Source organism: Bilifractor sp. LCP21S3_A7, assembly GCF_052118825.1.
Lineage (GTDB): Bacteria > Bacillota > Clostridia > Lachnospirales > Lachnospiraceae > Bilifractor.
Genome location: NZ_JBQKGL010000005.1, coordinates 1 through 20,952, shown reverse-complemented (window position 1 = coordinate 20,952; position 20,952 = coordinate 1). Strand labels below are relative to the sequence as shown.

18 protein-coding genes are annotated in these 20,952 nt (G+C 52.3%); all 18 read left to right on the top strand.

Translation table 11 applies throughout. The annotated features are described in order from the left end of the window. Positions 1–37: 37 nt before the first annotated feature. A complete protein-coding gene (gene asd, locus ACTQ1O_RS05715) occupies positions 38–1,123 on the top strand; it encodes an aspartate-semialdehyde dehydrogenase (RefSeq protein WP_441486479.1) in 1,086 nt (361 codons plus the stop codon). A 257-nt stretch (positions 1,124–1,380) separates the two neighbouring features. Further along, on the top strand, positions 1,381–3,423 hold the full coding sequence (locus tag ACTQ1O_RS05710; protein ID WP_441486478.1) for a DNA topoisomerase: 2,043 nt from the start codon (positions 1,381–1,383) through the stop codon (positions 3,421–3,423). A 112-nt stretch (positions 3,424–3,535) separates the two neighbouring features. Continuing rightward, positions 3,536–4,228 (top strand): iron-sulfur cluster assembly scaffold protein, encoded by a 693-nt coding sequence (locus ACTQ1O_RS05705; protein WP_441100399.1) that lies wholly within the window; start codon positions 3,536–3,538, stop codon positions 4,226–4,228. An 18-nt stretch (positions 4,229–4,246) separates the two neighbouring features. Then, positions 4,247–5,266 (top strand): GGGtGRT protein, encoded by a 1,020-nt coding sequence (locus ACTQ1O_RS05700; RefSeq protein WP_441100397.1) that lies wholly within the window; start codon positions 4,247–4,249, stop codon positions 5,264–5,266. Between the two features lie 94 nt (positions 5,267–5,360). Then, the gene (locus tag ACTQ1O_RS05695) at positions 5,361–7,283 is read left to right on the top strand and encodes a YgiQ family radical SAM protein (RefSeq protein WP_441486477.1); all 1,923 of its coding nucleotides are present in this window, start codon (positions 5,361–5,363) and stop codon (positions 7,281–7,283) included. Beyond that, positions 7,280–9,223 (top strand): BMP family ABC transporter substrate-binding protein, encoded by a 1,944-nt coding sequence (locus tag ACTQ1O_RS05690; protein WP_441486476.1) that lies wholly within the window; start codon positions 7,280–7,282, stop codon positions 9,221–9,223. Before ACTQ1O_RS05695 ends, ACTQ1O_RS05690 begins: the two co-directional genes overlap by 4 nt. A 22-nt stretch (positions 9,224–9,245) precedes the next feature. Further along, positions 9,246–9,932: a metallophosphoesterase family protein gene (locus ACTQ1O_RS05685; RefSeq protein ID WP_441100393.1), complete on the top strand. Its 687-nt coding sequence runs from the start codon at positions 9,246–9,248 to the stop codon at positions 9,930–9,932. 484 nt (positions 9,933–10,416) lie between these two features. Then, positions 10,417–10,971, top strand: coding sequence for a DUF3793 family protein (locus ACTQ1O_RS05680; RefSeq protein ID WP_441486475.1), 555 nt, complete (start codon positions 10,417–10,419; stop codon positions 10,969–10,971). Positions 10,972–11,000: 29 nt separating this feature from the next. Next, on the top strand, positions 11,001–11,423 hold the full coding sequence (locus tag ACTQ1O_RS05675) for a flavodoxin (protein ID WP_441486474.1): 423 nt from the start codon (positions 11,001–11,003) through the stop codon (positions 11,421–11,423). A gap of 332 nt (positions 11,424–11,755) precedes the next feature. Continuing rightward, a complete protein-coding gene (locus ACTQ1O_RS05670) occupies positions 11,756–13,156 on the top strand; it encodes an MATE family efflux transporter (protein WP_441486645.1) in 1,401 nt (466 codons plus the stop codon). A 271-nt stretch (positions 13,157–13,427) separates the two neighbouring features. Continuing rightward, positions 13,428–14,084, top strand: a complete 657-nt coding sequence (locus ACTQ1O_RS05665) for a DUF3786 domain-containing protein (protein WP_441486473.1) — start codon at positions 13,428–13,430, stop codon at positions 14,082–14,084. Then, positions 14,077–15,180: a MurR/RpiR family transcriptional regulator gene (locus tag ACTQ1O_RS05660; protein ID WP_441486472.1), complete on the top strand. Its 1,104-nt coding sequence runs from the start codon at positions 14,077–14,079 to the stop codon at positions 15,178–15,180. Before ACTQ1O_RS05665 ends, ACTQ1O_RS05660 begins: the two co-directional genes overlap by 8 nt. Before the next feature lie 27 nt (positions 15,181–15,207). Next, positions 15,208–16,488: an NAD(P)/FAD-dependent oxidoreductase gene (locus ACTQ1O_RS05655; protein ID WP_441486471.1), complete on the top strand. Its 1,281-nt coding sequence runs from the start codon at positions 15,208–15,210 to the stop codon at positions 16,486–16,488. Positions 16,489–16,895: 407 nt separating this feature from the next. Further along, the gene (gene cmk / locus ACTQ1O_RS05650) at positions 16,896–17,579 is read left to right on the top strand and encodes a (d)CMP kinase (RefSeq protein ID WP_441486470.1); all 684 of its coding nucleotides are present in this window, start codon (positions 16,896–16,898) and stop codon (positions 17,577–17,579) included. A 13-nt stretch (positions 17,580–17,592) separates the two neighbouring features. Beyond that, positions 17,593–18,444 carry a 4-hydroxy-3-methylbut-2-enyl diphosphate reductase gene (ispH, locus tag ACTQ1O_RS05645; protein ID WP_441486469.1) on the top strand — a complete coding sequence of 284 codons (852 nt, stop codon included), beginning with the start codon at positions 17,593–17,595 and terminating at the stop codon, positions 18,442–18,444. Beyond that, the gene (gene rpsA / locus ACTQ1O_RS05640; protein WP_441475120.1) at positions 18,425–19,507 is read left to right on the top strand and encodes a 30S ribosomal protein S1; all 1,083 of its coding nucleotides are present in this window, start codon (positions 18,425–18,427) and stop codon (positions 19,505–19,507) included. The genes ispH and rpsA overlap by 20 nt, the downstream gene beginning before the upstream one ends. 642 nt (positions 19,508–20,149) lie before the next feature. Then, a complete protein-coding gene (locus ACTQ1O_RS05635) occupies positions 20,150–20,761 on the top strand; it encodes a TetR/AcrR family transcriptional regulator (protein ID WP_441486468.1) in 612 nt (203 codons plus the stop codon). A 4-nt stretch (positions 20,762–20,765) separates the two neighbouring features. Then, entirely contained in the window at positions 20,766–20,900 is a 135-nt protein-coding gene (locus tag ACTQ1O_RS05630) for a hypothetical protein (protein WP_441486467.1), read from the top strand. The last annotated feature ends 52 nt before the right edge of the window (positions 20,901–20,952 follow it).

The following is a 20,952-nucleotide window of genomic DNA, read 5'->3' as shown; positions in this document are numbered from 1 at the left end:
GAAAACAATGAAAGATCAAATGTAAGGAGATTGAACAATGGACAGAAAATTAAGAGTCGGCATCCTCGGTGCCACCGGAATGGTAGGTCAGCGTTTTGTCACACTCATGGAAAATCATCCTTGGTTTGAAGTCACAGCTGTGGCAGCCAGCGCCAGAAGCGCCGGACAGACCTATGAGGAGGCTGTCGGAGGCCGCTGGAAGATGGAAACTCCGATGCCGGAATATGTAAAGAACATGACGGTAATGAACATTACGGAGGTTGAAAAGGTCACCGCTCTCGTTGATTTTGTGTTCTGTGCTCTGAATATGCCGAAGGATCAGATCCGCGAAATCGAGGATCTCTACGCAAAGGCAGAGACTCCTGTCGTATCCAATAACAGCGCAAACCGCTGGACACCGGACGTACCGATGGTCGTTCCGGAAATCAATGATTCCCACTTTGATGTAATCCCGTATCAGAGAAAGCGGCTTGGCACCACCCGCGGATTCATCGCCGTAAAGCCCAACTGCTCCATTCAGAGCTATGCTCCGGTTCTTACCGCGTGGATGAAGTTCGAGCCGACCGAGGCCGTTGTTACGACCTACCAGGCAATTTCCGGTGCCGGCAAAACCTTCAAGGACTGGCCGGAAATGGAGGGAAATGTCATTCCCTTCATCAGCGGTGAGGAAGAGAAGAGCGAGCAGGAGCCGCTCCGCATCTGGGGTCATATTGAGAACGGAGAGATCGTAAAAGCGGAAGGTGTGAAGATCACCAGCCAGTGTCTTCGTGTCCCCGTACTGAACGGCCACACCGCTGCCGCTTTTGTGAACTTCCGGAAGAATCCTTCCAAGGAAGAACTCATCGAAGCAATGGAGAGCTTCCGCGGATATCCGCAGGAACACAATCTTCCAAGTGCTCCGAAGCAGTTCATCCGCTACATGACCGAGGATGACCGTCCTCAGGTTCGTCTGGATGTAAACTTCGAAAATGGAATGGGCATCAGTGTAGGACGTCTCCGCGAGGACAGCATCTTTGACTGGAAGTTTGTCGGCCTCTCCCACAACACCCTCCGCGGAGCTGCCGGCGGCGCCGTCCTCTGTGCAGAGACCCTCGTCGACAAGGGGTATATCACTGCAAAATAAAATCCGGCCGTCGGAAAGCCGTCGAGCCGACCGACACCCTTTTTCAGAAAACCGGGATCCTGCCGCGGCAATGCCGGGCAGGATCTTTTTTCCCTTTTCCCTTTCTATGTTCTTCCCTTATGCCGCCAGCCCTCGTCTGTCCCGTCTTCCATATGACAATCAGAGTCCTTGTAGAAGAACCCTTGTTCACGTAAATAAAGAAATCACCATCCACAACAGGCGCAGTATCTCTGTATAAAGGAAAGTGAGGCCCCTCATTGCCGAAATCACTCTATATCGCCGAAAAACCCAGCGTCGCGCAGGAATTTGCCAGAGCGCTGCATGAAAACCCGGTCCGCCATGACGGATATATGGAATCCGACAACAGCGTCGTCACCTGGTGTGTAGGACATCTCGTGACCATGTCCTATCCGGACAAATACGACGAAAAATACAAGAAGTGGTCCTTTGACACGCTTCCTTTTCTTCCCGCACAATTCAAGTATGAAGTCATCAGCTCCGTCCGAAAGCAGTTCCAAATTGTCAGCGGTCTTCTGAATCGTGAGGATGTTGAAACCATCTACGTCTGCACCGACTCGGGGAGGGAAGGAGAATATATCTACCGCCTTGTCGCCATGATGGCGAAGGTTCCCCCAACCAGGGACCAGCGGAGAGTGTGGATCGACTCGCAGACAGAGGAAGAAATTCTCAGGGGGATCCGCGAGGCGAAAAACATATCGGAATACAACAATCTGTCCGAAGCTGCGTTTTTGCGGGCAAAGGAAGATTATCTGATGGGCATCAATTTCTCCCGGGCACTTTCCCTGCGTTATTCCTATGACCTCTCCTCCTACCTCGGCGGCAAATATCACGCCATCGCCGTTGGAAGAGTCATGACCTGTGTACTGGGCATGGTTGTTCGCAGAGAGCGTGAGATCCGGGATTTTGTAAAAACCCCGTTTTTCCGTGTTCTTGCTGATCTGTCCTGGCAGGGCAGGCCATTCGAGGGCGAATGGAAAGCCGTTGAAGGCAGCCGCAGCTTTCAGTCACCGAAGCTTTACAAAGAGAACGGCTTCCGGAAAAAAGAAGATGCAGAAGAACTGATTCAATACCTTGACTCAATCCATCCGCAGGAAATGAAGGCGGTCCGCGTGGAGAAGAAAACCGCCCGGAAAAACCCGCCCCTCCTGTACAATCTGGCGGAAATTCAGAACGACTGCTCCCGGTTCTTTAAGATCAGCCCCGACCAGACGCTGAACATCATTCAGGAGCTCTACGAGAAAAAACTCGTAACCTACCCCAGAACGGACGCGCGCGTTCTGTCCACCGCGATCGCAAAGGAAATCAACCGGAATATCGGAGGCCTGCGGAATTACGGTCCGGCTGCGTCCTTTGCCTCTGAGATCCTGGATAAAGGTACCTGGAAGGGCATCGGGAAAACCCGCTACACCAACGATAAACAGATCACCGACCACTATGCGATCATTCCGACCGGACAGGGCCTCCAGAACCTGAAAAATCTGACCCCGCTCGCCGGTAAGGTCTATGATCTGATTGTCCGGAGATTCCTGAGTATTTTCTATCCGCCCGCAGTCTACCAGAAGGTCAGTCTCGAGACACAGATCGAGACCGAGCATTTCTTTTCCAATTTCAGCGTACTCACAGAAGAGGGATACCTGAAGCTGGCGTACCGGAACACTGCGAAAAAAACAGGCGCGTCCACTGACAGCTCCGGGGAATCCTCTCCGTCCGAGAATACGGAAGAGCAGGTCGACACGGCCTTCCTCGAAGCATTGAGGCAGCTGCATAAGGGCAGTATCCTTCCGGTCGGCGGCTATAAGATCAAGGAAGGGGAAACCTCCCCACCCAAAAGATATACCTCCGGTTCCATGATACTGGCGATGGAAAACGCCGGACAGCTGATCGAGGACGAAGAGCTTCGGGAACAGATCAAGGGAAGCGGCATCGGCACCTCGGCTACACGCGCGGAAATTCTGAAAAAGCTCTTCAACAATAAATACCTCGAATTGAATAAGAAGACTCAGGTCATTACCCCGACACAGATCGGAGAAATGATCCATGATGTGGTATACTGCTCGATTCGATCTCTTTTGAATCCGGAGCTCACCGCATCCTGGGAGAAAGGGCTCACCTATGTCGCGGAAGGAACCATAGAGCCCTCTGAATATCTGAACAAGCTTGAGACCTTCGTGGCGAACCGCACAAACCAGATCAAGCAGACAAACAACCGGGCGATTCTTCAGAAACGATACGATTACATCTCCCAGTTCTACAAAAAGAGCCGCCGCAGGAAATCATAAAACACCCGTGTGGGATCGTTCTTTTTTATGGCGAAATCCCCTTTACGAAAAGGACGATTTATGCGAGAATATAAACGGCTATGTGAAAAACTTTTTTGAAAGGAGTTTTACAATGATTTATTCACAAGAAGTAGAAGATATGTGCGTTGTACATCAGGGCGTACATCATGGCGCTGCTCCTATTCCTGAAGAAGCTAAATGGGTTCAGGCAAAGGAGGTTAAAGATATTTCCGGGTTTACACATGGTGTAGGCTGGTGCGCACCGCAGCAGGGTGCCTGCAAGCTGTCTTTGAACGTCAAGGAAGGAATCATCCAGGAAGCTCTGATCGAGACGATCGGCTGCTCCGGTATGACCCATTCCGCTGCAATGGCAGCAGAGGTTCTTCCGGGACTTACCGTTCTGGAGGCACTGAACACAGACCTTGTCTGCGACGCTATCAATACTGCTATGCGTGAGCTCTTCCTCCAGATCGCTTACGGCCGTTCCCAGAGTGCGTTCTCCGAGGATGGTCTTCAGATCGGCGCTGGTCTTGAAGATCTTGGAAAGGGTCATCGTTCTCAGGTCGGAACCATGTACAGCACTCTTGCGAAGGGACCGCGTTATCTTGAGATGACAGACGGCTACGTAAAGGAACTTGCTCTTGACGAGAATGATGAGATCATTGGATATAAATTCGTAAACTTCGGAAAGATGATGGACTTCATCAAGGCCGGCGACGATGCGAATACCGCATTTGAGAAGGCTTCCGGTCAGTACGGCCGCGTAGCTGACGCCGTGAAGTTCATTGACCCGAGAAAAGATTGATAGAGGAGGACGACAAAGATGGCTTTATTTGAATCATATGAAAGAAGAGAAAAACAGATTCTCGCAAAGCTTGCTGAGTACGGGATCAACTCTATTGAAGAAGCTGCAGAGGTAACAAAGGCAGCAGGTCTTGATGTATACCATCAGGTCGAGAGCATTCAGCCGATCTGCTTTGAGAACGCAAAATGGGCTTACACCGTAGGCGCAGCAATCGCAATCAAGAAGAACTGCCGCACGGCCGCTGAGGCTGCTGCCGCTATCGGTGAGGGACTTCAGTCCTTCTGTATCCCGGGATCCGTAGCTGACCGCCGCAAGGTTGGTCTCGGACATGGAAACCTTGGCAAGATGCTCCTGGAAGAGGACACCGAGTGCTTCGCATTCCTCGCCGGCCACGAGTCCTTCGCAGCAGCTGAGGGCGCCATCGGTATCGCCGAGAAGGCAAACAAGGTACGTAAAAAACCGCTGCGTGTCATCCTGAACGGTCTCGGAAAGGATGCGGCTCAGATCATCTCCCGTGTAAACGGCTTCACCTTTGTGGAGACCTCCTATGATTACAAGACAGGCGAGCTCAAGGAATTAAGCCGCACCTGCTATTCCAAGGATCCGAACGGCGCGCGCGCAAAGGTTAACTGCTACGGTGCCAACGATGTACAGGAAGGCGTTGCCATCATGTGGCATGAGAACGTTGATGTTTCCATCACCGGCAACTCCACCAACCCGACCCGCTTCCAGCATCCGGTTGCAGGCACCTACAAGAAGGAGCGCCTGGAGGCAGGCAAGAAGTACTTCTCCGTTGCTTCCGGCGGCGGCACAGGCCGTACCCTTCATCCGGACAATATGGCTGCAGGTCCTGCATCCTACGGTATGACAGATACCATGGGACGTATGCACAGCGACGCTCAGTTCGCAGGATCCTCCTCCGTTCCGGCTCATGTAGAAATGATGGGTCTGATCGGTGCAGGCAACAACCCCATGGTCGGCATGACCGTTGCGGTTGCAGTTGCGGTTGAGGAAGCTGCAAAGGCAGGACGTTTCTGATCTGACACTGCCCGGGCTGTATACACCAGTTTCCACGCCCCGGAAACATCCGAACCGGATGTTCCGGGGTTTTTCTTAACGGAGGCACTGTTTCATGAGTTTTTTGCCCGTTTCCAGAGAAGACATGAAAAAGCAGAACATCACACAGCTCGATTTTGTCTATGTCTGCGGCGACGCCTATGTGGACCACCCCAGCTTCGGTTCCGCGATCATCGGAAGAGTCCTTGTTTCCCGCGGCTACAGCGTCGGTATGATCTGCCAGCCCGACTGGAGGGATCCGGCAAGCATCGCCGTTCTCGGTGAGCCGAGGCTCGGTTTCCTGGTATCCGCGGGGAATATGGATTCCATGGTTCTTCACTATACTGTCGCGAAAAAGCGCCGGCACGAAGATCTGTACAGCCCCGGCGGCCGGGGCGACTGCCGCCCCGACCGGGCTGTAATCGTCTACTGCAACCTGATCCGGCGAACCTTCCGGCACACCCCGGTCATCATCGGAGGAATTGAGGCAAGTCTTCGAAGACTCGGCCATTATGACTACTGGTCTGACAAGGTGCGCAGGTCCATTCTTCTGGAGTCCGGCGCGGACCTCCTGTCCTACGGGATGGGAGAGCGCAGTATTGTTGCGATCGCTGACGCTCTCGCCTCCGGCATCCCCGCAAAGGATATTACCTACATCGACGGAACCGTTTACAAGACCAGGGATGAAGAGAGCATCTACGATGCCGTCCGCCTGCCCGATTTCAGCGAGATCAGCGAGGACAGTGAAAGGGGCCGCAGAAAATACGCCGAAAGCTATGCGGTGCAATACGCCAATACAGATCCCTTTCAGGCAAAACGGATCTATGAGGGCTATGGGAACGGTGTCCGCGGCAGCGACGGCTCCGATCACGGGTCCGGGATGACCTATGTCGTCCAGAACCCGCCCTCAAAGCCGCTGACGCAGATGGAGATGGACGACATCTACGCGCTTCCCTATATGCGCCGCTGGCATCCGATGTACGACAGGCAGGGTGGAATCCCCGCCCTCGCCGAGATCCGTTTCAGTCTGACCAGCAACCGGGGCTGTTTCGGCGAATGCAACTTCTGCGCGCTCACCATGCACGAAGGCAGAATCGTCCAGGCCAGAAGCCATGAATCCATTCTCCGGGAAGCGCAGCAGATGATACGGGAAAAGGACTTCAAAGGCTATATCCACGATGTCGGAGGTCCCACGGCGGAGTTTCGCGCTCCCGCCTGTGACAAGCAGCTGAAGTACGGTGCCTGCGTGCACAAGCGATGTCTCTATCCCCGCCCCTGCAGCAATCTGCGCGTTGACCACTCCGACTACCTGAAGCTTCTGAAAGAGCTGAGAAGTCTCGACGGTGTGAAAAAGGTATTCGTCCGGTCCGGCTTCCGCTTCGATTATCTCATGGCGGACCGGGACAGGAATTTTCTCCGGGAGCTTTGCCGTTATCATGTGAGCGGACAGCTCCGGGTCGCCCCCGAGCACATCTCCGACAATGTTCTGCGGGAGATGGGAAAACCGCCGGTAAAGATCTATAATGCCTTCGTACACGAATTCGAAAAAGTGAACCGTGAGCTCGGCCTGAAGCAGTACATCGTTCCGTATCTGATGTCCTCTCACCCCGGCAGCCGTCTCTCAGACGCAATTGCCCTCGCCGAATATATACGCGACATGGGATACATGCCGGAACAGGTTCAGGATTTCTATCCGACACCCGGCACGGTTTCCACCACCATGTATTATACCGGTCTGGACCCCCTGTCCATGCAGCCGGTGTATGTCGCAAGGAATCCACATGAAAAGGCGATGCAGCGCGCCCTGATCCAGTACCGCAGGCCGGAAAATTATGATCTGGTAAAAGAGGCCCTCCAGAAAGAGGGGAGAGAGGATCTGATCGGATTCGGTCCCCGTTGTCTGATCCCGCCGAGAAAAATGGCAGAGCATTCCGCACACAGCACCGGAAGAAACGTTCATTCTCACAGAAAACCGTCCGGAAGGAGGAAGAGAAGATGAGAGAGGATTATGTAAAGGCAAAAAAGCAGGCTGACAAGGCGCTCCGGAAAGCAGCCAGCGAGGGAAGATATCCGTATCTGACCTCTCTGGACAGTTTTCTTCCCAATTACATGACACTGGCGAAGGTACCCGTAGGAGTCAAGGACATCCCCATCCGCATGATTGCCGGCACCGTAACAGAAAGCCGGCAGAATGCTTTTACCTGGAACTTTCTGCCGACTCTGAGATACTACACCGAATTCGGTCAGAAGTGGTCCACCCTCTACGACGCCCAGCAGGCCGAGGGAATCCACGACCCGATCAAGTGTTTTGAATATCTCAACCGTTTCTATGTCCTTGAGGGCAATAAACGGGTTTCCGTGCTCAGCTACTGCGGAGCCAGATCGATTGCCGCAGACATCACCCGCATTCTTCCGATAAAGTCGGATGACATCGATATCCGCGTCTATTATGAATTCCTGGATTACTACAAAGTCACTCAGCTCTACGGCATTGTTTTTTCCAAACCCGGCTGCTATGCGAGACTGGCCACACTGTACGGAAGAGACCTGACCGAACCCTGGCCCATCGAGACGGTCGAGGATCTGCGTTCGGATTTCAACCGTTTCTCCGACGCATACGACGCAAAAGGCGGGGAAAATCTTCGGATTTCCGCAGGTGACGCCTTCCTGATTTACCTGGGTTTCTACCACCGTCAGAGTCTTCAGGAGGACACCCGTTCCTCCATCGAGAAGAAAATCGGCTTGATCTGGAACGAGCTTCTGAGCGCAGAGAACGAGGAAAATGCGGCCCTGCTCGATACTCCGGACACCTCCCGGAAGGGGAACATCCTCACAAATCTGTTCAACCCGGTATACACGAAGGAACAGCCTCTCCGCGTCGCCTTCCTCTACTCACGTCCGCCGAAGACCTCGCGCTGGCTTTATGGCCATGAGCTCGGCAGAAATGAACTGAATCAGACCTACGAGGGCGTCGTGGATGCCATCTGTTTCGACGACTGCAATACAGAGGAAAAGCTCGACGCCGCCTTTGATGCCGCTGCGGCGGATCTCGATGAAGTGGTCTTCACCACCTCACCGGACATGATGGACGCTTCCAAACGCGCAGCTATACGATATCCGAACATGAAGATCCTTAACTGCTCCATCGACCTTATGAGCAGCGCGGTCCGCACCTATTATCCGAAGATGTACGAGGCAAAGCTCATCATGGGCGCTCTCGCGGCGTCCTACGCAGAAGACCACCGTATCGGCTACGTCGCAGACTATCCGCTGAACGGAAACATCGCGAACATCAACGCTTTCGCGATCGGAGCCGCCATGATTGATCCGGAAGTCAGGATCCTCCTGAAATGGAGCGGCATAAAGAACAGCCGATGGGAGGAGGAGTTCAATGAGCAGGCGATCGGGGTCATCTCCGGTCCGGACCTTATCCGGCCAGATGAAGCATCCCGGAAATACGGTGTGTACAAGCGTCTGGCGGACGGAACCATCCGCAATATTGCCGCGCCCCTGTGGAACTGGGGACAGTTCTATATTCAAATTGTAGACACCATCCTCGATGCCTCCTGGAACAACCGTGAGAACATCAGCAAGGAGCAGGCAATCAACTACTGGTTCGGTTTTTCCAGCGGCGCCATCAATGTGATTCTCTCCCAGAATATTTCGTATTATTCCCGCAAGATGGCATATCTGTTCCAGCAGGGCATCGAGAACGGAACCATCAATCCATTCTGCGGCGAACTCCGCAGCCAGACCGGACTCATCCAGGATGCAGGCGGAGGATCACAGCTGACCAATGACCAGATCATTCACATGAACTGGCTCAACGACAACATCATCGGATCACTCCCGGATCCCTCGCAGCTCACAGATACGATTCATTCCACGATGGAGCGGAGCGGAGTTCAGGGAATCCCCTCTGCTGAAGAGCAGAAATAAGGAACAGAACGGAGAGATAAAAATGAAATTACTGCTACTGGCCGACGAGGAAGTCAAACAGCTCTGGGATTTCTACAGACCCGGCATGCTCAGGGATTACAATCTGATCGTATCCTGTGGAGATCTCAACAGAAAATACCTGGAATTTCTTGTCACAATGGCGAGCTGCCCGATCCTCTACGTCCGGGGCAACCACGACAAAACTTACAGGGAACAGCCGCCGGAAGGATGCATCTGCATTGAAGACACCGTCTATGACTACCATGGTCTTCGGCTTCTCGGACTGGGCGGATCCATGCGCTACCGTCCGGACGCCGACAACATGTACAACGAAAAGGAGATGGAAGACCGTATTCGCAGAATCACGCGCGAAATCCGCCTTCGCAACGGCTTCGACGTCCTTGTCACCCATGCTCCCGCAAAGGGCTACGGAGATCTCGAGGATCTCCCGCACAGGGGATTTGAATGCTTCAATGAGCTGATGAACAAATGGCACCCGAAATACATGTTCTACGGCCACGTTCACAAATCCTACAACAACTGCCACTTTGAACGTGAAATTCTCCACCCGAGTGGAGCCCGTCTGATCAACGCCTACCAGAAATACGAGCTGGAGATCGGTGATGACGAATATCCTTCCGTCGGACATACCGGTTCTTTTATCTACGACCTTGTAATGTCCATGAAGAACAAAAAGAATCCATACTGAAAATAGCTCAATCGCGCCGGTTACTCTCCATCGAAAAGTTCCGGGGAATTTAATCGGCGCGATTCTGCTTCAATTCTGCTTTGATCCCGATTCTATTCTGCTTTGACTCTCATTCAATTCTGTCTCAATTCAGATTTGACTCTAATTTGATTTCTGTTTGATTCTGATTCCTGTTTGATTCTGATTACAGTTTGATTCTGTTTCCCGTGATTCTGATTCCGGTCACACTTCCCGTTGACAGCTCCGTGTTCGTATGATATATTAAATCTGCGTTAGATATATCTAATATTAGTAAAATTATCTGTACTATTATGCGCAGTTACCAGACTATGCGGATTTCCGTTTCGGCCGTCTTGACTCTTCCCTGGCCGTAAACGCCTCAGGCTTCGCGAAAAAATGTCGGAAAATCTGCCTTATTTATTGCCGCAGAGCCGGTTTGATTCAGGTCATTCATTATAGATGAAGACCGGATATCGGAGGAATCATGTCAGACCAGACACTTGTCGATCACGCCTCACCTACACTCGCCGGACTGAAGACAGGGGCCCTTTTTCCTGTTCATTACCCGGACGAACAATCCATGAGAGAAGATATTCGACGTTACAACAGACGCATGCAGACAGCCGGGCTCCGGCTTCTTCCGGTCCGCTACAGAGACGGCCGCGCTCTGCTGTATCTGTACCGCGGAAAAGATCTGGACAGGGATCTCGGGCAGGAGAAGAGCCGGCGAATCCTCGCGTCAGCGGGCTACACAGGGACACATGCCTCGGAGTGCGTCTGTGAACTCATCTGCCGCATGCGGCAGAACCGGGATTTTCCCCACGAGGTCGGCGTCTTTCTCGGATATCCGCCGGAAGATGTCGAAGGGTTCATACAGAACCATGCGAAAAACTTCAAATTTGTCGGAACGTGGAAGGTTTACGCAAACGAGGATGAGGCTAGAAATTCCTTCGACCGGTACAAAAAATGCACCCGGTGTTACCAGAAGCTTCTGTCGGTCGGTATTCCCCTGGAGAAGCTTCTGGTTTCTAACCGGTAATTAAATCACAGAAAAAAGGAGAAAATGTCATGAGCAAGGTAGCAGTAGTATTCTGGACACAATCAGGAAACACGGAGCAGATGGCACAGGCGGTAGCCGACGGCGCAAAGAATGCAGGCGCGGATGTCGATCTTCTGGAGACATCTGATTTTTCACCTGCCAGCGTCTCCGAGTATCAGGGGCTTGCCTTCGGATGCCCGGCCATGGGAGACGAGCAGCTGGAGGATTCCGAATTTCAGCCCTTATGGGATTCCGTGAAGGGCAGCCTGATCGGAAAGAAGATCGGCATTTTCGGTTCATACGGCTGGGGAGACGGCGAATGGATGCGCAGCTGGGAAGCGGAATGCAAAGAGCTCGGCATCACGCTTGCATCTGACCCCGTCATTGCAAATGAAGCTCCTGACGACGGCGCCGTCGAGGCATGCCGCTCACTTGGTGCCTCTCTCGTCTGATTCCGGATACCCTCCGGGGTATCCTCCGATATCCTCAGTCCTCAATTTTCATCAAAAATATCATTGAGTTTTTGGTCACAATATACTAAAGTAAGGGAAACAGCGTGTTGCAGTTACTGCGTAATTCCAGTTGATTGCACACGCTGTTTTTTTTTACGCGAACAGTGAGCCGCAGCCGAATGCGAAGTATTCGTGTGCGGCGAGCGTCGCGATAGCGAGATAAAACTCGCGCAGCGTGTTTTATCTCGTTTGTGCCGCAGCCGGCCCCTGTGCAGACCGGCTGATCTATAGAACAGGAGGATATTCATATCATGAAGGAAACAGCAGATAAGGTGCACACAGAAAATAAAATGGGAACGCAGCCGATGGGCCGTGTTCTGTGGACGATGGGTATTCCGATCATCGTTTCGATGATCCTGCAGGCGTGCTACAACATTGTGGACAGCATGTTTGTAAGCCGGATGCCGGATATGAACGGACTGGCTCACACAGGAGAGTACGCCATGAACGCGCTGACTCTGGCGTTTCCCATCCAGATGCTGATCGTCGCCTTTGGCATCGGTACAGGCGTCGGCGTGAATGCACTGATGTCAAGAACCCTCGGGCAGGGAAACCGGACGAAAGCCGCGAAGGCAGCGGGAAACGGAATAATGCTTGGAATCATCATCTACCTGTGTTTTCTTGTCTTTGCAGTCTTCGGTATTCGCGGATATCTGAAAACCCAGACTAGCGATCCCGTCATCCTTTCCATGGGTACAACCTATCTGGCGATCTGCACCTACCTCAGCTTCGGAAACATTATGTACGGAATCTATGAGAAGCTGCTGCAGTCCACCGGAAAAACCCTGCTTTCCACCATTGCTCAGATTGCCGGTGCTCTCACCAATATCATATTTGATCCGATCATGATCTACGGACTGGTTGGCTGTCCCGCCATGGGAGTTGCCGGCGCCGCCTACGCGACAGTCCTCGGTCAGTTCGTATCTCTCGCCCTCGATATGTTCTTCCACTACAAGATGAACAAGGAGGTTCCGGCAGGTATCCGCTATCTGAAGCTCGACGCGCAGACGGTGAAGGAAATTTACCAGATCGGTATTCCCGCCATTATCATGCAGGCCCTCATGTCCGTCATGACCTATGGCGTAAACATCATCTTTGCAGGAGTTTCGACAGCAGCCGTCACCGCCTATGGCATTTTCTACAAGATCCAGCAGTTCATTTTCTTCGCCGGCTTCGGCCTCCGTGATGCCATCACGCCACTGGTCGCATACAATTACGGCATGGGAAACTATAAACGGGTCAAAGAAGGAGTCCGGTACGGAATCCTTGACACAAGTCTTATTATGATCGTCGGAATCATCGCCATGGAGATGTTCGCGCATCCGCTCGCACAGATTTTCGGCCTGTCCGAGCACACGGAAATTCTCTGCGCGCGGGCGATGCGCATTATCGCTCCCGGATTCATCTTCGCCGGAATCAACATTTCCTCGCAGGGAATCTTTCAGGCGCTTGAAAAGGGCACATACTCTCTGTATGTCTCTCTGCTGCGGCTGGTTATTGTTGTTCTGCCCCTTGCTTATCTCTTCTCCATTATGAAGACTGCGGAATTTCTGATCTGGTTTGCCTTCCCGATCGCGGAGGCAGTCGCCATGCTCGCCGCCGCTTTCCTCCTGAAACGAACCCGCGTTCAGAAGATTGAACCGATGAAGAACTGGGGCATGGATCAAAATTAATCCAATAGAATAGATAAGAAACAACCCGGCTGACGGCAAGTGCTTTCACAATTCTTCCTGTTCGTTAAAGACCGGCAGAGGCATTGGTAAATATTGTCCCTGTGAGTTGCGCCCGAACCGGAAGTGTGATACCATCGGCATAAAAAGCATGACGTGTAATCTTGCAGAATCCCCGGAAAATCTGTCGGCAGTACCTGTTTTTTTACTGCCGGCTCAAAAATCGGGGCCGATATGAATAAATATCCGTCATAATAATACCGGGGGTATATCAATGGAAGAAAAAACAGAAACAGCAGCACAAAACAGAAAGCCGGACTACAACAGACACAGCCTGCAGGAGCAGCCCATCGAATTCTATACACAGAAGTTCCGTGAAGCCGATCCCGCAGAAATTGCGGTCCGGACACACACAGACTACAACAAAGAGAAACATTGCTTCACCTTGCGTTTTCTGGGCAGGGATTACAGCATTTCCTGGCCCGGCTTTGAGATCACACCGCAAATCGCAGACAACAGCGGAAGAGTACTGATTCTCCGCTATCTGCTTTTTGCGGAATATGAGGCATTCAGCAATCACTTCATCTCGTTCCGCGACATGCCTTCCGGCGATTTGTATTTCGGTCCCTTCCAGGGCAGATGCATCTTCCGCTTCAATCACAAATACGGCAGCCGGAAAAGCGTCTTTCAAAAAGTCCTTGAGGGTATGGGAGCCACAAAGGTAGACTATGCCGACGCCTGCTATGACGTTGAGTTTCTCCCGGAGCTGTACATCCGCTTTATCCTGTGGGAAGGCGATGACGAATTCCCGGCATCCTCTCAGATTCTTTTTTCCGATAACTTCAAGAAGGCATTCGCGACCTACGACCTCGCAGAGGCCGGCGGCGTCTGTCTCAACGCCTTCAGTGCATGGGAGGCAGATCATGCGTAAGGAAGACGAAAGCTTTTCTTTCAGCGCAGCGCCCCGGTCTGGCAGGTCAGATGAAAGCATCTGTGAAGGCAGCTTTTGTCCGGAACCCGACGAATCCCCGGATCCCGGCGAAAAAAAACACATTCAGGAATTCTCCATCAGCAGTCCTTCCGCAGATCACCGGAAAGCACAAGAGGACAGTCTCTCCTCCAGAATCAGCCGGCTCTATCCAAACATGAGCAAGGGCCAGAAGCGTCTCGCCGACTATGTCACCGAGCACTATGAGAAAGCCGCCTTTATGACCGCGGCAGAGCTCGGCAAGCAGGCCCACGTCAGCGAATCCACTACGGTGCGCTTCGCAACTCTTCTGGGATACCGCGGATTTCCCGAATTTCACCAGACACTGGAGGAGCTCGTCCGCAACCGTCTGAATTCTATCCAGCGTATGGAGGTCACCTACGAACGGATTCCTCAGGACAAAATTCTGGACACCGTTCTGACAAGCGACATTGAGAAAATCAAGCTGACACAGGAGCACATGGACCGCAAGGCCTTCCATCTGGCCATCGAGACCATTCTCTCCGCGAAAACCATCTATGTCATGGGGCTCCGGAGCTGCGCGCCGCTAGCCGCTTTTCTCGCCTTCTATCTGAATGAAATTTTTGACAATGTCCGGCTGGTGAATTCCACAGGCTCAAGTGAGGTATTTGAGCAGCTGATCCGAATCGGAGCGAAGGATGTCATCATCGGGATCAGCTTTCCCAGATATTCGATGCGCACGCTTAAGGCGATGGAATTTGCCAATAACCGCAACGCAAAAGTCATCACGCTGACCGACAGCATTCACTCCCCGATGAACCTGTATTCCTCCTGCAATCTGATTGCCAGAAGCGATATGGCTTCCATCGTAGACTCGCTGGCTGCGCCCCTCTCCGTGATCAACGCGCTGATTGTGGCGCTTTCCATGCGGCGGCAGAATGAGGTCGTGAACACCATGACCACGCTGGAGCGGATCTGGAATGAATACCAGGTATACTCGCGCGACGAGATCAATCCTCTGGATGATCACCGCGGTATAAACCTGAAGGATCCTGACCGTAATACAATTGATGACTGAATTTTTCAAGAGACCGGGGGAATATCTATGTCTAAAATCTGCGTGATCGGAGGCGGAGCGGCAGGCATGGCCTGTGCCATGTTCGCGGCGGAACGCGGCTTCAAAGTTCACCTTTTTGAGCGAAACGAAAAACTGGGCAAAAAGCTCTTTATTACCGGCAAAGGCCGCTGCAACTTTACAAATGCGTGTGAGAAAGACGAGCTTTTCCCCCACGTCGTATCCAATCCGCGCTTTTTGTACAGCGCCTTCAACAGCTTCAGCAGTCAGGATACCATCCGTCTCTTTGAGAGTCTTGGCGTGCACACAAAGGTGGAACGCGGCAACCGGGCATTCCCATCGTCTGATCACTCCTCTGACATCATCCGCGCGCTGGAAAACCGTCTCCGGATGCTGGATGTGAAGATTCATCTGAAGACCAGGGTCATGAAAGTTCTGACGGAGAATCTCTCCCCGGAGGAAACCATAAAGAAGCAGAACCGGAGAGTCAGCGGCATCCTTCTGGAAAACGGATCCGTAATCCCCTGCGACGATGTGATCCTTGCGACCGGAGGGCTTTCCTACCCTTCCACCGGCTCCACCGGAGACGGCCTTATCATCGCGGAAAGTCTCGGCCATACCCTCCAGAAGCAGCGCCCCGCGCTGGTTCCTCTCGAGACCGCCGAGCCCTATATACCCGAACTGCAGGGACTGTCCCTGAGGAATGTCACACTGACCATCCCCTACGGAAAGAAAAAACAGTTCCGCGAATTCGGCGAAATGCTCTTTACCCACTTCGGAGTCAGCGGTCCTCTTGCTCTGACCGCGAGCTCGTATATTGGAAAGTACCTGGAAGACGGACCTCTTGCGGCATACATTGACCTGAAGCCCGCTCTCACCGACGAACAGCTTGACGCAAGGCTCCTCAGAGAATTCGAAAACGCACGGAATAAAGGGCTGAAGAACGCCACCGCCTCCCTTTTCCCGGCGAAACTTCGCCCGGTCATGATGAAGCTGAGCGCAATTCCCGAAGACAAACCGGTCAATGAAATCACCAGAGAGGAAAGAGCCGGCTTCCGCCGACTGGTAAAAGCCTTTCCTTTCACCATAACCGGTCTTCGCAGTTACAACGAGGCCATCATCACCCAGGGCGGGATCTCTGTGAAGGAAATCAATCCGTCCACCATGGAATCCCGTCTGGTTCGCGGCATGTATGCGATCGGAGAGATCCTTGACCTTGACGCCGTCACCGGAGGCTTCAATCTGCAGATCGCGTGGTCTACGGCAAAGGTATGCGCCGACGCGCTTTCAGACAATAACCGGTCTTCATAACCAGCTCAGATGGGCCGGCCGCGGCAGCTCCGGACAGAAGATACGGACTAAGTCGAGTCACTCGTGGACAGGGAAGCGGATGACGGTCTTCACAATTTCTGCCGGATCGTTTATAATTTCCTGCAGTGTATCTATGCAAACAGCCGCTCCGCCACCGCGGAGCGCCACATTATTTCTGCCGGACGGTTTATCATGTGCCGGCAATGTAACCAGGTAAACAGCCGCCCGCGAGGGCGGGACACAACATTTATTCAGCCTGCGGATTGCCCAACGAGATAAAACACGCTGCGCGAGTTTTATCTCGCTATCGCGACGCTCGCCGCACACGAATACTTCGCATTCGGCTGCGGCTCACTGTTCGCGTAAATTATATGCTTCTCCGGCGTCCGGCAGGCACGAGGTCAGAAATGAGTTTTCAGATTGCAATTGACGGCCCCGCCGGAGCGGGGAAAAGCACTATAGCCAGGCGAGTTTCCGAAGCACTTGGCTTTATTTACGTTGATACCGGAGCCATGTACCGCGCCATGGGCCTTTATTTTCTGGACCTGGGAATCGACACGGAGGATGAAAACGCCGTCAACGCGTCACTTCCCGGCGCCAGGCTGAGTCTGCAGATCATCGAGGGCAGCCAGCATGTATTTTTAAACGGAAGAGACGTTACCGGACGGATCCGTTCCGAGGAGGCGGGAATGATGGCCTCCAGGACAAGCCGGTACGCCGCGAACCGTGAGAAAATGGTAGCCATGCAGCAGGAGATCGCCCGCTCGCAGAACGTTGTGATGGACGGAAGAGATATCGGAACCGTCGTCCTGCCGGATGCACCGCTGAAGATCTACCTGACCGCAAGCGTTCAGGTCCGCGCTCTCCGCAGGTACCGGGAACTGCTTCAGAAGGGTCAGACCCCCGTTCTTGAGGAGATTGAAAAGGACATTGCCGCAAGGGATGACCAGGACATGCACCGGAAGAATTCCCCGCTTCGAAAGGCAGAAGACGCCGTCCTCGTAGACAGCTCTGACATGACGATCGAGGAGGTCGCAGATACCATCACGGACCTTGCCCGTGCCAGAATCGCAGAAAAGGGCAGCTGCTGAGAGGAGAAGACGGATGGAGATTATCAAAGCAAAGAGCGCAGGATTCTGTTTCGGCGTAAAAAGAGCAGTTGACGAGGTTCAAAAACAGATTCGCGATGGCAGAAAGCCCGTCTATACCTATGGACCGATCATTCACAACGAACAGGTGGTAAATAAGCTCGCAGCCCAGGGAGTCCGGGTTATCCGCTCAGAGGAAGAACTCGATCAGATCCATGAGGGTACCATCATCATCCGCTCTCACGGCGTTCCCGAACGGATACAGAAAAAAATGGAATCACTGGGAGTGAACCTTGTGGACGCCACCTGTCCCTTTGTCAAAAAAATCCATGAGATTGCCCGGAAGGCAGGCGAAAACGGTGACATCCTCATCATCGCCGGGAACCCGAATCACCCTGAAGTACAGGGCATCATGGGCTGGACCAAAGGAGAGGTCTATGCCGTCGAATCCCCTGAAGAATTGCAGAATCTGAAGATCCCGGAGGGCCGGAAGGCGGTTCTGGTCGCCCAGACCACTTTTGATAAGGTAAAATTTGAAGATATTGTTGAAATTTTTGCCAGAACGCGTTATAGTAGTTATGTTGTAAATACTGTGTGCAATGCAACTGACGAGCGGCAGACAGAAGCGCGGGAGATTGCGCAGAAAGTAGATGCTATGGTTGTCATCGGAGGCAGGCATAGTTCTAACACACAAAAGCTGTATCATATTTGCAGTGAGAAATGTGCGAATACTTACTTCATTGAGACACTTGTTGATTTGGATTTGAAACCTTTTCAATCTTATTCTCGTGTAGGTATCACAGCTGGAGCATCTACTCCAAATAGTATAATTGAGGAGGTTACAGAACATGTCAGAATTAAGCTTTGAAGAAATGCTGAACGAGTCTTTCAAGACCGTACATAACGGAGAGGTAGTCGAGGGAACGGTCATCGACGTCAAACCGGAGCAAATCATCCTGAACATCGGGGTTAAGGCTGATGGCATTCTGACCAGAAACGAGTATTCTAATGATAACTCTCTGGATCTGACAACCGTCGTTAAAGTCGGTGACAAGATGGAAGTCAAGGTCATGAAGGTCAACGATGGCGAGGGTCAGGTACTTCTCACCTACAAGAAGCTGGTTGCCGAGAGAGGCAATAAGAAACTCGAAGAGGCATTTGAGAACCATGAGGTTCTGAAGGCAAAGGTTGTCCGCGTTCTGAACGGCGGACTGAGTGTCAACGTAGACGGCGCGCGTGTATTCATCCCGGCCAGCCTCGTATCTGACACCTTTGAGAAGGATCTCAACAAATACATGGATCAGGAGATTGAATTCGTGATCATCGAGTTCAATCCGAGAAGAAGAAGAATCATCGGCGACCGCAAGCAGCTTGTTGTAGCCGAGAAGAAGAAAGCCCAGGAGGAGCTCTTCTCCAGAATTCACGTGGGCGATGTTGTCGAGGGAACTGTTAAGAATATCACTGATTTCGGTGCATTCATTGATCTCGGCGGAGCGGACGGTCTGCTTCATATCTCCGAGATGAGCTGGGGCCGTGTTGACAATCCGCGTTCTATCCTTTCTGTAGGGCAGAAGGTTACCTGCCTGATCAAGGATATCAAAGGCGATCGCATTGCGCTGAGCCTGAAGTTTGACGATCAGAATCCGTGGCTTACCGCCGATGAGAAGTACGCGGTTGGAACCGTTGTAGAGGGCAGAGTAGCCCGCATGACTGACTTCGGCGCTTTCGTTGAGCTTGAGCCCGGCATTGACGCTCTTCTTCATGTATCTCAGATTTCCAGAGATCATGTCGACAAGCCGTCTGATGTGCTGAATGTCGGCGACATCATCACTGCGAAGATCGTTGATTTCAATGCAGAGGATCGCAAGATCTCCCTCAGCATCAAGGCTCTTCAGAACGATTCTCAGGATGAGGCTTCTGACGAACAGTAATCCGCCGGAGAATCCCCAGATTTCTCTTATATATCTTATATATCAGAGTTTTATAAAGCACAGATGAGTACGCAAAACCCGCAGATCCTGTTTTTCAGGATTTGCGGGTTTTTTCTCTTCTTCGTTTCATGAAAGCTCAATATCGCATGCAGTCTCTTACGCGCGCTTCGCGACAGACGGCCTGTCTGCGTTTTCGAAGAGCTTATACAAAATGGCCATACGATACATCGTGCCACATACTGTATAAGTCCCCGCGTCACTTCGCTGCTTCGCAGCTTCCGTGCCGCTAACAGGTGACCGACTTCGTCGGTCTGTCGCGGCGTTCGCCCCACCGCTTCACACTTTGTGTGAGCGGATGTGGCTCACTGCCCGCGCATATTCGCATTCCCGCGTTGCTTCGCACCGCTCCATGCTCATACCTGTTGTCGTCGCTAATGTTCTTGCCCACTGGTAAGCAGGCTCCCCGTGGGCCAAGAACATTGCGACTGGACTTATACAGTAATATATTGACCATGTAGTCGATAAGTGGTATATTTCATATATCGACCGCATGGTCATTTATTTTAGAGACACCTGATCTGTCAGCTCCAGCATCGGCAAGGCAGTGGGTTACCGATTGCAGCAAACGAAAGGATTATATGTATGAACAGAGAAGAGAAGAACCGTCAGACCCGGGCGAAAATTCTGGCAGGCGCAACCGCTGAATTTGCGATGCATGGATATGAGGCTGCGTCACTGAATACCGTCTGCCTTTCCGGCGGCATTTCCAAGGGGATCATCTACCATTATTTCGAATCCAAGGACGTACTTTATCTGGCCTGTCTTGAGGAATGTTTTCACTCTCTAACGGAATACCTGAAGGAACATCTCACCGGGGAAGCAGAACAGGAAGATCCTCTTGCCGCCTATTTCAGCGCACGCCTGGATTTTTTTCATACACACGAGGACTACGCCCGTATTTTCTGCGGTGCCGTTATTTTTCCACCGGCCTGTCTGCAGAGCAAAATCGCAGATATCCGGCGGGATTTTGACGAAGTGAATGATAATTGCCTGCGCAAGATTCTCAGAAACCGGAAGCTGCGCAGTGATCTCACGGAAGAAGAAATCATAAGAGCTTTTCGCATGATGCAGGATTCACTGAATGCCAGTTACCATCATCCGTCAGAGGACGGTCTGGATCTGGCGAGACACGAAAAGGATTGCAGAACTCTCGTGAATATCTTCTTGTACGGAATTCTGAAAAGAGAGGAATAATGACATGGAGACTCTGGTTATGATTCTTCGCTGGGCAGGGGCCCTGGCTCTTGCCTGGCTTTGCGGAAAGCTGATCACAAAAATCGCCGCCACCCGTGAAACGGGTGGTTCGGTCCGGGCTATAAGCCCGTGTTGCTAGGCCAGCGTCTCAAGGCGCTGGCTTTCACTTTATGGCTACGGGAAGTTTCTTT

Bases quoted from the DNA above. Each gene is read 5' to 3' on its own strand.
- asd (WP_441486479.1), top strand. From the start codon at position 38: ATGGACAGAAAATTAAGAGTCGGCATCCTCGGTGCCACCGGAATGGTA.
- ACTQ1O_RS05705 (WP_441100399.1), top strand. From the start codon at position 3,536: ATGATTTATTCACAAGAAGTAGAAGATATGTGCGTTGTACATCAGGGC.
- ACTQ1O_RS05700 (WP_441100397.1), top strand. From the start codon at position 4,247: ATGGCTTTATTTGAATCATATGAAAGAAGAGAAAAACAGATTCTCGCA.
- ACTQ1O_RS05695 (WP_441486477.1), top strand. From the start codon at position 5,361: ATGAGTTTTTTGCCCGTTTCCAGAGAAGACATGAAAAAGCAGAACATC.
- ACTQ1O_RS05690 (WP_441486476.1), top strand. From the start codon at position 7,280: ATGAGAGAGGATTATGTAAAGGCAAAAAAGCAGGCTGACAAGGCGCTC.
- ACTQ1O_RS05685 (WP_441100393.1), top strand. From the start codon at position 9,246: ATGAAATTACTGCTACTGGCCGACGAGGAAGTCAAACAGCTCTGGGAT.
- ACTQ1O_RS05680 (WP_441486475.1), top strand. From the start codon at position 10,417: ATGTCAGACCAGACACTTGTCGATCACGCCTCACCTACACTCGCCGGA.
- ACTQ1O_RS05675 (WP_441486474.1), top strand. From the start codon at position 11,001: ATGAGCAAGGTAGCAGTAGTATTCTGGACACAATCAGGAAACACGGAG.
- ACTQ1O_RS05665 (WP_441486473.1), top strand. From the start codon at position 13,428: ATGGAAGAAAAAACAGAAACAGCAGCACAAAACAGAAAGCCGGACTAC.
- ACTQ1O_RS05660 (WP_441486472.1), top strand. From the start codon at position 14,077: ATGCGTAAGGAAGACGAAAGCTTTTCTTTCAGCGCAGCGCCCCGGTCT.
- ACTQ1O_RS05655 (WP_441486471.1), top strand. From the start codon at position 15,208: ATGTCTAAAATCTGCGTGATCGGAGGCGGAGCGGCAGGCATGGCCTGT.
- cmk (WP_441486470.1), top strand. From the start codon at position 16,896: ATGAGTTTTCAGATTGCAATTGACGGCCCCGCCGGAGCGGGGAAAAGC.
- ispH (WP_441486469.1), top strand. From the start codon at position 17,593: ATGGAGATTATCAAAGCAAAGAGCGCAGGATTCTGTTTCGGCGTAAAA.
- rpsA (WP_441475120.1), top strand. From the start codon at position 18,425: ATGTCAGAATTAAGCTTTGAAGAAATGCTGAACGAGTCTTTCAAGACC.
- ACTQ1O_RS05635 (WP_441486468.1), top strand. From the start codon at position 20,150: ATGAACAGAGAAGAGAAGAACCGTCAGACCCGGGCGAAAATTCTGGCA.
- ACTQ1O_RS05630 (WP_441486467.1), top strand. From the start codon at position 20,766: ATGGAGACTCTGGTTATGATTCTTCGCTGGGCAGGGGCCCTGGCTCTT.